The organism is Actinosynnema sp. NPDC050801 (genome assembly GCF_040673975.1).
GTDB lineage: Bacteria > Actinomycetota > Actinomycetes > Mycobacteriales > Pseudonocardiaceae > Actinosynnema.
In genome coordinates, this window is record NZ_JBFAQZ010000003.1 from 306209 (window position 1) to 318243 (window position 12035).

The 12035-nt window shown below is 71.8% G+C and carries 11 protein-coding genes and 1 pseudogene; 4 read left to right on the plus strand and 8 right to left on the minus strand.

Annotated features, from left to right (window positions below; genetic code table 11):
• Positions 1–279 precede the first annotated feature (279 nt).
• The 4 genes and pseudogenes from AB0K14_RS09430 to AB0K14_RS09445 form a co-directional block, all read left to right on the plus strand.
• A complete protein-coding gene (locus AB0K14_RS09430) occupies positions 280–879 on the plus strand; it encodes a DUF4956 domain-containing protein (protein ID WP_360465162.1) in 600 nt (199 codons plus the stop codon).
• A complete protein-coding gene (locus AB0K14_RS09435) occupies positions 876–1709 on the plus strand; it encodes a polyphosphate polymerase domain-containing protein (protein ID WP_360465159.1) in 834 nt (277 codons plus the stop codon). Before AB0K14_RS09430 ends, AB0K14_RS09435 begins: the two co-directional genes overlap by 4 nt.
• Positions 1700–3805, plus strand: a complete 2106-nt coding sequence (locus AB0K14_RS09440; RefSeq protein WP_360465156.1) for a CotH kinase family protein — start codon at positions 1700–1702, stop codon at positions 3803–3805. Before AB0K14_RS09435 ends, AB0K14_RS09440 begins: the two co-directional genes overlap by 10 nt.
• Positions 3806–3934: 129 nt before the next feature.
• A pseudogene (locus tag AB0K14_RS09445) lies at positions 3935–4441 on the plus strand (glycoside hydrolase family 11 protein); the annotation flags it as partial.
• Positions 4442–4508: 67 nt separating this feature from the next.
• Here AB0K14_RS09445 and AB0K14_RS09450 read toward each other — a convergent pair.
• From AB0K14_RS09450 to AB0K14_RS09485, 8 genes are read right to left on the minus strand one after another with little or no spacing between them, the layout of a single operon-like run.
• A complete protein-coding gene (locus AB0K14_RS09450; protein ID WP_360459733.1) occupies positions 4509–5003 on the minus strand; it encodes a methylated-DNA--[protein]-cysteine S-methyltransferase in 495 nt (164 codons plus the stop codon).
• A gap of 5 nt (positions 5004–5008) precedes the next feature.
• A complete protein-coding gene (locus AB0K14_RS09455) occupies positions 5009–6259 on the minus strand; it encodes an ATP-grasp domain-containing protein (RefSeq protein WP_360459734.1) in 1251 nt (416 codons plus the stop codon).
• 34 nt (positions 6260–6293) lie between these two features.
• Entirely contained in the window at positions 6294–7445 is a 1152-nt protein-coding gene (locus AB0K14_RS09460; RefSeq protein ID WP_360459736.1) for an acyl-CoA dehydrogenase family protein, read from the minus strand.
• Position 7446: 1 nt separating this feature from the next.
• Entirely contained in the window at positions 7447–7959 is a 513-nt protein-coding gene (locus AB0K14_RS09465; protein WP_360459738.1) for a flavin reductase family protein, read from the minus strand.
• A 9-nt stretch (positions 7960–7968) separates the two neighbouring features.
• A complete protein-coding gene (locus AB0K14_RS09470) occupies positions 7969–9333 on the minus strand; it encodes an FAD-binding oxidoreductase (protein WP_360459740.1) in 1365 nt (454 codons plus the stop codon).
• 1 nt (position 9334) lies between these two features.
• Positions 9335–9661 carry a hypothetical protein gene (locus tag AB0K14_RS09475; RefSeq protein ID WP_360459742.1) on the minus strand — a complete coding sequence of 109 codons (327 nt, stop codon included), beginning with the start codon at positions 9659–9661 and terminating at the stop codon, positions 9335–9337.
• Positions 9658–11007, minus strand: coding sequence for an ATP-grasp domain-containing protein (locus AB0K14_RS09480; protein WP_360459744.1), 1350 nt, complete (start codon positions 11005–11007; stop codon positions 9658–9660). The genes AB0K14_RS09475 and AB0K14_RS09480 overlap by 4 nt, the downstream gene beginning before the upstream one ends.
• Positions 11004–12035, minus strand: coding sequence for an FAD-dependent oxidoreductase (locus tag AB0K14_RS09485; RefSeq protein WP_360459746.1), 1032 nt, complete (start codon positions 12033–12035; stop codon positions 11004–11006). Before AB0K14_RS09485 ends, AB0K14_RS09480 begins: the two co-directional genes overlap by 4 nt.

Here is a 12035-nt window from a genome sequence, read left to right on the forward strand (position 1 = left end):
GGGTTGACGTGCTACGTCTCGTACCGGGCCACCGGCCACCAAAAGGACGCCGAGCCGGCCACCGAATGGGCTCTACCAGCCAAGTGGCCACCTTTTGATACGCGGTGGTACACCGGCAGTTCATTGACGCGACACCACGGTCACCCCTATCGTTTCGAAGCAGTTCCCGAAAGTTTACCCTAATATTCGAAAGTTTCGGCGACCGTCCTGCAGACCTCCGCCAAGAAGCGGTCGGTGCCCAGCCGATTTCGGCCTGCGGCTGTAGGAGGAACGAACGAGATGTCCCAACTCGTCCTGTTCGCGATAGACATCTGCGCGGTGGTGCTGCTCGTCTTCGGGCTCTACTTCCCGCGACACCGCCGCCGCGACCTGGTCGTCGCCTACCTCGGGGTCAACGTCGGCGTGCTCGCCGTGGCGAGCGCGTTGAGCACCACGAACACCGGCGCGGGCATCGGCCTGGGCATGGCGTTGTTCGGCGTGCTGTCGATCATCCGGCTGCGCTCGACGGAACTCGACCAGCACGAGGTCGCGTACTACTTCTCCGCGCTCGCCCTGGGCCTGCTCGGTGCGCTGAGCACGACCTCGCTGTGGCTCAACGGCGGCCTGATGGGGCTCATCGTGGTGGTGATGTTCCTGGGCGACAACCGGAGGCTGTTCCGGCACTACCGGCACCAGGTCCTGGTGCTCGACTCGGCCATCACCGACCACGTCGCGCTCGTCGCGCACCTGGAACAGCTGCTGAACGCCAGGGTGCACGCCGTCACCGTGCAGCGGCTGGACATGGTGAACGAGACCACGGTCGTCGACGTCCGGTACGCGCTGACCGAACGCGCCCTGACCGCGCCCACCGCGACCGCGCACTCCGGAGCGCGCCGATGACCACGACGACCTTCGTGCCCGCCCTGGCGCGGATGGCCCCGGTGGGGCTGGCCGAGCTGATCGAGCGGGCCGCGTTGCAGACCAGGGTGGACCGCAAGTACGTGATACCGGCCGAGGCGCTGCCCCACCTGCTGGAGCAGCTCGCGCCGCACGCACGGGTGCTGGACATCGACGGCGAGCGGACGTTCCGCTACGAGTCGGTGTACTTCGACACGCCGCGGTTGGTCAGCTACCACTCCGCGGCCTACCGCAGGCGTCGTCGGTTCAAGGTGCGCACCCGCACCTACCTCGACTCCGCCGAGTGCTGGCTGGAGGTCAAGATCAGCGGCGCGCGGGGCAGCATCACCAAGCACCGCCTGCCCTACCACCCGAGCGACCGCGACACCGTCAGCCCGGGACGTCACTTCGTCGAGGAGGCGCTCACCCGCGAGTCGATCGCGCCCGACACCGACGGCTCCCTCGACCCGGTGCTGATCACCGACTACCAGCGGACCACGCTGCTGCTGCCGGAGTCCGCGAGCCGGGTCACCATCGACACCGCGCTCTCCTGGCGGCACGACGGCTCCACGCTCCACCTGTCCGGCCTCGCCGTCGTCGAGACCAAGACCGCGTCGGCCGCGTCGCCGGTCGACCGCATGCTGTGGCAGCGCGGCGTGCGCCCGGTCCGCATCTCCAAGTACGCCACCGGTCTGGCCGCGCTCCGACTGGACCTGCCCGACGCGCCGTGGCGGCGGACGTTGCGCCGCCACTTCCGGGACGCGACGTCGTCGGTGGGCACCGTGCCGACCACCCAGTCCCACCGACCCGAACAGGAGGCATCGTGCGTTTGACCTTCCGCAGCAACGGCGCCGCGGCAACCCATCGCACCACGGGCCTGGCGGTCGCCGCCGTGGTCCTCGCCGGGCTCCTCGTCCCGCTGTCGGCCGGCGCCCAGCCGGGTCCGACCGGATCGACCGGCCCCGTCGGCGACAAGGCGGCCGCCGACGCCATCACCGCGGCCGCGGCCGCCGAAGACCTGGTCGGCGACATCACGTTCTCCGTGCCCAGCGGCACGTTCCAGGGACAGGTGTCGGTATCGCTGAGCACCACGATCAGCGGCGCCCAGATCCGCTACACCACCAACGGGCAGCTGCCCAACGCGCAGTCGACGCTCTACCAGGGCTCGCCCGTGCAGCTCACCCGCACCACGCAGCTGCGCGCGCAGGCGTTCGTCAACCAGGCGGCCTCCGGGCGTCCCGGCACGGCCATGTACGTCGCCCGCGAAGCCACCGCCACGGCGCACGACCTGCCCGTGGTCGCGATCGACTCCTACGGCGCGGGCAAGCCGCAGCGCGAGTACTTCGACGGCGCCACCATGATCTTCGAACCGCAGGCGGGCGGCACGACGTCGCTGGCCGCGGCGCCGAAGGTCGCCACCCGCGCCGGGTTCCGGTTGCGTGGGCAGTCGTCGGCCTCGTTCGAGAAGACGCCGTACCGCCTGGAGTTCTGGGACAACGCGGGCGACGACGCCGACTACCCGGTGCTGGGGATGCCCGCCGACTCCGACTGGGTGCTGCGCGGCCCGTTCACCGACAAGGCGCTCATCCGGGAGGCGTTCATCTACGACCTCGGCCGGGAGATGGGCCTCAAGGCGCCGCGGTACAAGTTCGTCGAGTTCTACCTCAACACCGACGCCACCGCGGTGGGTCCGAACGACTACATGGGCGTCTACATGATGGTCGAGACCATCAAGAACTCGAAGAACCGGCTCGACCTCAAGGGCCTGGACGAGGACGACACGACCCTGCCGACGATCCAGGGCGGGTACATCTTCAAGTTCGAGTGGATGGCGGCCGAGGAACCGACACTGCCGTGCACCGGGCCGACGAACACCTGCTGGAACTACCTCGAGGTGGTCGACCCCGACCCGTTGAACACGCAGCAGCGGGACTGGTTGCGCGGCCACATCCAGGAGTTCCACAACGTGCTGCGGGCACCGAACTTCGCCGACCCGACCACCGGGTACCACAAGTACATCGACGTGCCGTCGTTCACCGACCACATGATCATCAACGAGCTCAGCCGCGGCATGGACGCCTACCTGCGCAGCGCCCACTTCTACAAGGACCGGGACGGCAAGATCGTCGCCGGGCCGCTGTGGGACTTCGACCTCACGTTCGGCGTCGGCGGGTTCTTCCAGAACGACCAGCCCGCCGGCTGGCAGTACCAGCAGACCAGGCAGCCGCAGGCCAACGACTGGACCACCCAGCTCCTGCGCGACCCGGCGTTCGTCAACCAGGCCAAGTCGCGCTGGCAGTCGCTGCGGCGCGGCCTGCTCTCCGACTCCGCGCTGCAGAGCCGGATCGACACCCTCGCCCGGCCGCTGACCAACGGCGCCCAGCGCAACTTCCAGCGCTGGCCCAACCTCAGCTCGGCGACGGTCGGCTTCTTCCGCACCCCGACCGCGCCCACGTGGCAGGGTCAGGTGCAGGCGATGCGGGACTGGATGCAGCGCCGCATCACGTGGCTGGACTCGACGGCCGGTTGGGGCGGTTCGACCACACCGACCTCGACGACACCCACCTCGACCACCTCCACCACTTCGACCACCACGACAACGACGACCACCACCACTCAACCCGGTGGTGCACGGTGCTCGGCGACGTACACGGTGGTCAACCAGTGGCAGGGCGGTTTCCAGGGCGAGGTCCGCGTCACCGCGGGCACGTCGGCGATCAGCAACTGGACCGTGTCGTGGAGCTACGCCAACGGCGAGACGGTCAGCCAGGCGTGGAACGCCACCGTGACCAGCCAGGGCTCCACGATCACCGCCCGCAACGCCGCGCACAACGGCTCGGTCGGCGCCGGCGCCAGTGCCACGTTCGGCTTCCTCGGTTCATCCGGCGGGGCGCCCGGCACACCGGTGCTCAGCTGCACGGCGAGCTGACCGGACGCGTGCCCGGTGCCCCCGCGGCGCCGGGCACGCGTCCCGCGGCGGCACATTCGCGGCTTGATCACGTAATTCCGATCGGCTCGCCCGACCGGGACGTTTCGCAAACCGTTGACATGCTCGTTCTGGACCGACAGCCAGGGCACGGTCTCGATGGAACTGGGTTCCGGCGGCAATTACAGCACGTCGTTGCGCAACACCGGCAACTTCGTGGCCGGCAAGGGCTGGGCCACCGGCAGTCGCCGGACGGTGGCCTACTCGGGCAGTTTCACCCCGTCCGGAAACGCGTACCTGACCCTCTACGGTTGGACGCGGAACCCGCTCGTCGAGTACTACATCGTCGACAATTGGGGCACTTACCGGCCCACCGGGTCGTACAAGGGGACGGTCACCACCGACGGTGGCACCTACGACATCTACCGGACGACGCGGACCAATGCGCCGTCGATCGACGGCACCCGGACTTTCGACCAGTACTGGAGCGTCCGGCAGTCGAAGAGGACGGGTGGGGCCATCACGTCCGGCAACCACTTCGACGCGTGGGCCCGCCACGGGATGAACCTGGGCAGCCACCACCACATGATCATGGCGACCGAGGGCTACCAGAGCAGCGGCAACTCCGACATCACCGTCGACGGCGTGGTCGGCGGCAACCCGGTGGCGCGGCGGCCCTCCAGCCGCCGCGCCGCGCGGCCCGCCCTCACCAGAGGAGGTCGCCGCGCTCGAAGCCCAGCAGCATGCGCTTGCGCTCGATCCCGCCGCCGTAGCCCGTCAGGTTGCCGGTCGAGCCGACGACCCGGTGGCACGGCACGATGATGCTGATCGGGTTCTTGCCGTTGGCCAACCCCACCGCGCGGGACGCGGTGGGGCGGCCGATGGTGGCCGCCAGCTCGCCGTACGACACGGTCTCACCGTGCGGGATCGCTTTGAGGGCATCCCACACCGTCCGCTGGAACGGGGTGCCGGCCATCGACAGCGGCAGGTCGAAGTCGGTCCTCTTGCCGGCGAAGTACTCCTCCAGCTGGGCGACCACCTCGTCGAACGGCGCGGCGTCGCGCTCGCCGAAGGTCGCGAGCGGCGGCCGGTGGCGGTGTTCGGGCATGTACAGGCCGGCGAGCACGCCGTCCCGCGCGACCAGCGTGATCTCGCCGACCGGGCTGTCGATCACCGTGTGCACGGCGACTGCGGTTGACATGGTGGTCATTCTGCCGCGCGCACCCGCACCCTGATCATCCCGGCCGCCTTCTCGGCGAGCGCCACGGCCTCGCCCGGCGTGTCCGCCACGACCGTCACCGAACCGGCCCGGTCCCACGAGCTGCGCAGCTCCCGCACGGCCTCGCCGGGCGCCGCCGCCACCGACGCCGCCAGGACGCCGGGCATGGCCTTGGCCTCCTCGACGCCCTCCACCGACACGACCTCGCCGGCGGGCGCCTGCAGGAAGCGCACGGCCGCGGCGCGTTCGGCCCTGGTGGGCAGCGCGGGCGGCTCCTCGCCGCTCATGATCGTGTAGTACCGCTCGGCCAGGGGGAAACCGTAGGCCTCGTCGATCAGCCAGGTGATGCCGTCGCCGGGGAACCGCCCCGCGCACTCCACCAAGTGCGGCGTGCCGTCGGCGACGATCCACTCGCAGTGCACCACACCGGTGCCGAAGCCGACCGCGCGCAACACCGCCTCGGTGCGCTCGGCCAGCAGCGCGGTCGTGTCCTCGGGCAGGTCGGCCGGCACGAGGTGGCCGAGCTCGATCGGGCGCGGACCGGCGAACAGGGTCTTCCCGGTGATGTTGGTGAACAGCGGCACGCCGTCGCGCACCAGCATCTCCACGCTGTACTCGTCGCCGCTGACGAACGTCTCGACCAGCATCCGCAACGGGATCTCGCGGTCGGGCACCAGGATGCCCTCGTCCTGACCGGCCAGGCACTCCTGCCACGCCTGGTCCACCTCGGCCGGGTCGCGCAGCACCTTCGTGCCCAGCGACGCCTGCCGGTTCGCGGGCTTGAGCACGACCGCGCCGGGGTGGGCGGCCATGAACGCCCGCACCTCGTCCGGACCGTCCACGGCCGTCGAGACCGGGTTGGCGATGCCCGCGGCGCGGGTGACTCGGCGCAGCAACTCCTTGTCCCGCAGCAGCTGGGCCGCGCCGCTGGTCGCGCCGGGCACGCCGTAGCGCTCGGCGAGCCGGGCGGCGAACGGCGTCGCGTACTCCACCAGCGGCACGACGTAGGCCGGGTCGAGGTCGGGGTGGGCGTTGTAGAACTCGTCGGCCGCACTCGGCAGCTGGTACTCCCACGCCACGAGCTCGCGCAGCATGGGCGCGCCCGCCATCTTCGCCGCGACGTCCCGCTTGCGGATGACGTCCGGCTCGTCCACGAGGACCATCGAGGAGTCCTCGAACTCGGTGCGGGTGGGCAGCGGCGCCAGGAAGCCGACGATGATCACCGGTCGCGGGGTCATGGTGTCCTCTCGAAGCTCGGTCGGGTGGGGCACACTATCGGGTGATGCCGAGCGCCAGCGGGAAGACGGGCGCGCCGCCGAGCAGGTAGGCGCCCGCGGTCTGCAGGATGCGGTCCTGCGCCACGATGTGCTGGCACATGGTGGTGGTGTCGCGCAGCCACCGGTCCAGCGGCGACGGGCGGTAGATCGACGAGGTCTGCATCAGGTCGTACAGCCGGGTCACGATGGACCGGGCGGTGCGGAACGCGTGCAGCCGGGACAGCGGCAGCGCGGCGCGCTCGTGCGGCGAGAGGTCGTCCATGGTGCCGCCGGCGGACAGCACGTCCCACTGCCGCCGCAGGCTCTCGTACACGCCGGCGCGGGTGGCGGTGAAGTCCGCCTCGCACTCGGCGAGGGCCACCTGGATCCGGTAGTTGTCCGCCGACCCCTTGGCGACGGCGGTCTCCCGGACGTGGTCCAGGGCGGCGCGCGCCACGCCCAGCGGCACGCCCGGCATGTTGCGCATGTGCACCTCGGCCTGGGCCAGCGGCCCGGCGGGTCCGTGCACCTCGCTGAACAGCAGGGTGTGTTCGGCGGGCACGAACACGTCGGAGATCGTGTAATCGCAGCTGCCGCTGCCCGCGAGGCCCGTGGTGTGCCAGGTGTCGACCACCTCGACCTGCTCGCGCGGCACCATCATCAGCATGGAGTTCTGCGGCACGCCGTCGGGTTCGCCGTCGCGGAACAGCATGGCGCCCGACACCACCCAGTCGGCGTGCGTGATGCCGCTGCCGAACTGCCAGCGGCCGGTCAGCCGGTAGCCGCCGGGCACGATCTCGGCCCGGCCGGTCGGGAACAGCAGCCCCGCGGTGACCATGTCGATGCTGGGGAACATCTCCTTGGCCGCGGCAGGTTCCAGGAACCGGGCGTAGAGGCCGGTGTCCATGCCGATCATGGCGCACCACCCGGCGGAGGCGTCGCCGTAGGCCAGCGCCTCGACCACCCGGGTCTGCTGCTCCGAAGTCATCTCGGGGCCGCCCCAGTCGCGGCCGAAGCCCATCCGGAACACGCCCGCGTCGCGCATCAGCGCCACGACGTCGTCGGGCAGCCGGCGCAGTCGTTCGATCTCCTCGGACCGCTCGCGCAGCCTCGGTGCCAGTTCCTCGGCGCGGGCGAGGATCTCCTCGCCGGTCTCGGGCACGCTCATGTCACTCCTCGGCGTTCGGTGGGTCGGTGTCGTCCAACGTGCGGTAGTGACCGCGCAGGTAGACCAGGGGCACGCGGCGGGGGCCGGTGCCGGCGGCCACCACCTCGCCGACGACCATCGTGTGGTCGCCGAGCTGGAAGGAGTCCCACAGCTCGCACTCCAGCCAGCTCGGCGCGTCCAGCACGAGGGCGCCGGTGTGCCGACCGGGTGAGGCGCACAGCGACGACAGGGCGCCGACGCGGCTCGGCCGGTCACCGGAGCACAGCCGGGCCGCAGCGGCGGCCGAGCCGTCCAGCACGGACAGCGCCCACTTCTTCGTCGTCAGCAGGTCGGCCAGGAACCGGGACTCCAGCCGCAGGCACAGCGACACCAGGGGCGGGTCGAGGGAGACGGAGGTGACCGAGTTGACGGTCACCGCGTCGTGGTCCCGACGGTCGCCGCGGTCGACGTAGGTGGTCGCGATGCACACGCCGGTCGCGAGGTTGCGCATGGCGCCGCGCAGGTCTGGTGGCACCGGTGGCTCCTAGATCGCCTGGGGGAAGCGGAAGACGCGGTCGGGGTCGTAGCGGCGCTTCACCTCGGCCAGGCGGGCGTAGTTGGGCCCGTGGTAGGCCGACCGCCAGTCCCCCAGGTCGGGGTCGGTGAAGTTGACGTAGGCCGAGTCCGCAGCGAACTCGCCCATGCGCTCGTGCAACCCGCCGAGCCAGTCGAGGTTGGCGCGCACCACGGCGGGCCCGTCCTCGGTGTGCCACGAGGTGTCCATCGAGATCAGGAACAGCACGTCCCGGTGCGGGAACGCGGTCTCGGCCACCGGCACGCGGTTGATCGCGCCACCCCACGTGAACAGGGCGACGCCGGCGCCGTCGGCGTTGGTGCTGCCCGGCCACGCGTCCACCGCGTCCACGATCGTGGCCACGCCCGCGTCCGGCAGCGGCTTGGTGGTGGACCGGGTGCGCACGGCGAACGCGCCGCCCTCGGTGTTGTGGTGCAGGTAGTCCTTGGCCTCCCAGTAGGTCCGGTCGGCGATGTCGACGCGGAACGGCTCGGCGACGGCCAGCGCGGGGCGCAGCATCTCGCGCAACTCGTCCGCCGGGCCCAGGTGCCAGCCGACGACGGAGACGACCGCCTCCTCGCCGGGGGCGCGGCTGACGCCGATGCGCGCCGCGAACTCGTCCGGCGCCCGGTCCATGATCTCCTGCATGCAGGCCAGCACGTCGCGCGCGTGCCTGCGGTGCCACAGCAGCAGGCACGTCGAGCTCGCCAGCACCGGGCGGGCCTGGAAGGTGAACGAGGTGTTGACGCCGAAGTTGCCGCCGCCACCGCCCCGGCACGCCCAGAACAGGTCGGCGTTGGTGGTCTCGTTGCAGGTGACGGTGGTGCCGTCGGCCAGCACGACGTCGGTTTCCACCAGGGAGTCGCAGGTGAGGCCGAACGACCGCGACACCGCCGCGACACCGCCGCCGAGCACCAGCCCGCCGATGGCCACGTCGTCGGCGTTGCCCGCCGGGAACGCCAGGTCGTAGGGCTCCAGCGCGGCGTAGAGGGTGGACATCCGGGTGCCGCCGCCGACGGTCACCAGCTCGCTGGACCGCTCGACCCGCACCTGGTCCAGCCCGCGCAGGTCCAGCACCAGCCCGGTGTTGACCGAGTTGCCCGCGTAGCTGTGCCCGCCGCCCCTGGCCACCACCGGCACGTCGTTGCCGCGCGCCCAGACGATCGCCTTGCCCACGTCGTCCGCGCCGGCCACGGACAGCACGGCGGCCGGGCGGATGTCGGCGTAGCGCCGGTTGAACGGGCGGCTCGCGGCGTCGAAACCGGGGTCGCCCGGCAGCCGGACGTAGCCGTCGACCAGGTCCGCGAGCTTCGAGAAGTCGACCGTGCGGCCCACGTCAGCGCACCTCCTCCAGGTAGGACACGCCGGTTGCGGCGTGCTCGCCGTACCGCTCCCACTCCTCGCGCAGCACCAGCCGCCCGTCGGGCTCCTGTCGCGGCACGTTGACCGTGCTGCCCGCGATGACCTCGCCGGTGACCAGCACCATCGTGTAGGCCAGGCGGATCGTCCCGTCCTGGTCGCAGGTGCCGGTCACCGTGCCGCGGCGCACCTTGCCGCCGGTGAAGTCGGCCCACACCAGGTCGCCGTCCTGGTGGTAGCGGGCCTCGGTGCCGTCGCCGCCACCGGCCTTGCGGAACCGCCGCCCGTCGTAGTTGATCGTCATTCGTCCACGTCCAGGAGTCCGGTGGGCATTTCCAGGGTCGCGCCGGGCGGCAGCGGGTCGATGCGCTCGGCGTCCAGCGCGACCAGCGCCGCCGCCGCGTCCAGGCGGTCACCGCAGGTGTCGGCGTCGTCGGCCTCGCACACCACGAACGAGTGGCGCGCGATGTAGCCGCCGGGTGGCAGCCGCAGGCTCGCGCCGGGGTCGACCATCGGCGCGGCGACCACCAGCCCGGGCGACTCGCTGGGCACGGTCACCGACCGCACCACGCAGTCGTGCTCGGGGTAGCCGAAGCGGATGCCCGCCACGGAGCTCTTCGTCGGCGTGACCTCGGGCCGTCGGCCGGTGGCCACGTCGAACAGCACCTCGCCGGGGTCGATGCCGGTGGCGGTGCGGCCCAGGAACGGGATCAGGTCGCCGCCGAGCCTGCCGTTGATCTCGATGATCACCGGGCCGCGGTCGGTCAGCCGGACCTCGGCGTGGGTGATGCCGTCCTCGACGCCGAGCACGCGGTGCGCCCGGGCCAGCGTGTCGATCAGCGCCTCGTCGCGCAGCAGCGGGTCGGCCGCGTCCACGACGTGCCCGACCTCCTCGAAGTACGGCGGCTCGCCGGTCTGCTTGCGGGCCAGGAACAGCGGCAGGTACTCGCCCTTGTGCAGGGCGCCGTCCACGCTGATCTCGGGCCCGTCGGCGAAGCCCTCCACGATCGCGCCGCCGCGGTAGGGCTCGTCGCCGATGAGGCTGGCGTCCGAGGCGACCCGGAACGCCGCGTCCAGCTCGCTCTCGTCGGCGGCGAGCACGACGCCCATGCTGGCGCCCAGCGCACGCGGCTTGACCACGACGGGGTAGCCGATGCGGGCGGCGGCGGCACGTGCGGCCTCGACCGTCTTGGTCATCTCGCAGCCGGGCTGGGGCAGGCCGGCCGCGGTGAGCCTGGCCCGGGTGTGGTACTTGTCCCGGCAACCGTCCACACCGGACACGCTCAGCCCCGGCACGCCGAACTCGGCGGCCAGGTGCGCGGACGGCATGACGAACGGCTCGTCCCAGCACATCACGCCGACGATCCGCCGCCGTGACGCGATCTCGCGCGCGGTGGCGGCCACCAGCTCGTGGTCGAACAGGTTGACCACGGTGATCTCGTCGAAGTACGCCCGCTGCCAGGTCGGCTGGATGTTGTTGACCAGCACCAGTTCCAGCCCGGCCGCCCTGGCCCGGCCCGCGATCGAGCGGACCAGGTACTCGCGGTACAGCTTCAACCCGCTGCCGATCACCAGCACGGCGTCGGTCGTCCGGTCGTCGGCTCCACCGACGGACATCGGATTGTCGGCTCCGCCGACGGTACCGCTCATGCCCCTACCTCCTCGACGATCCGTTCGGCGACGACGGGAGCGGTGCGGAACCCGTCCCCGCCGCTGGCCGCGCGCGCCCACGTGGACGGTCCGGTCCGGACCAACCGGCCGCCGCCGGTCTGCGCGTCGACCGCGTAGTGGCACGTCCTGGTCGCGGTGACGGTGTAGCGCTCGTGGTCGGCCAGCACCGACGACAACGCCAGGTGGTCGGTCCACCCGCGTGCGTCGTCACCGACCTCCGCGACCTCCCGGCACAGGTTCGCGGAACTGATCTTGAGCTGCGTGCCCTCCCCCGGAGGGACCAGCCACGCCTGCCCGTCGTCCCCGATGCGGCCCGCGCTGGGCGCGCCCTCCCACCAGTGGACCAGGTCGTCGGGCGGGCTCAGGTGCACGGTGGTCTGCCGGTGCAGCACGGTCGGCACGTCCACCAGGTCGCCCGACCACGGCCCCGCGGCCACCAGGACCGCGTCGCCGCGCACGGTCGACCCGTCGGCCAGGCGCACCGAGGCGGCCTCGGTGTCGACCTCCCGCACCGCGCAACCCGGGCGCAGCGCCACCGACGGCCGCTCGCGCAGCCACCGCGCGGCGGCGTCGAGGACGCGGTCCGCCAGCAGGACGCCGGCGTCGGGTTCGAGCAGGCCGACCGACCCGGCGGGGAAGCGCAGGTGCGGGTACTTCTCCGGCTCCACCACGGAGACCGGCGTCCCGGACTGCCGTGCGACGTCCAGCGCCGCGTCCGCCGCGTCGGCGGGCCACCCGGTGACCACGCCGACCCGGCGGTAGAACCGCGTGCCCAGCAACGCCTCCAGCTCCAGCCAGCGGCGGTGCAGCGTCGCTGAGGCGCGGGTGGCGTCCACGTCGCCCGGGTCGAGCGCGCGGATCGCCCGGTGCTCGTCGTGCGACGTGGACGCCGGGTTGGGCACGGGCCCCGCGTCCAGCACGGTGACCCTCAGCCCGGCGAGCGCGCACCGGACCGCGGTGAGCAGCCCGGTGACGCCCGCGCCCACGACGACGACGTGCCGGGTCAC

Coding starts and splice junctions, on each gene's coding strand:
- AB0K14_RS09460 (WP_360459736.1), bottom strand. CDS start 7,445: ATGAGCGTGCCCGAGACCGGCGAGGAGATCCTCGCCCGCGCCGAGGAA.
- AB0K14_RS09480 (WP_360459744.1), bottom strand. CDS start 11,007: ATGAGCGGTACCGTCGGCGGAGCCGACAATCCGATGTCCGTCGGTGGA.
- AB0K14_RS09450 (WP_360459733.1), bottom strand. CDS start 5,003: ATGTCAACCGCAGTCGCCGTGCACACGGTGATCGACAGCCCGGTCGGC.
- AB0K14_RS09455 (WP_360459734.1), bottom strand. CDS start 6,259: ATGACCCCGCGACCGGTGATCATCGTCGGCTTCCTGGCGCCGCTGCCC.
- AB0K14_RS09475 (WP_360459742.1), bottom strand. CDS start 9,661: ATGACGATCAACTACGACGGGCGGCGGTTCCGCAAGGCCGGTGGCGGC.
- AB0K14_RS09430 (WP_360465162.1), top strand. CDS start 280: ATGTCCCAACTCGTCCTGTTCGCGATAGACATCTGCGCGGTGGTGCTG.
- AB0K14_RS09435 (WP_360465159.1), top strand. CDS start 876: ATGACCACGACGACCTTCGTGCCCGCCCTGGCGCGGATGGCCCCGGTG.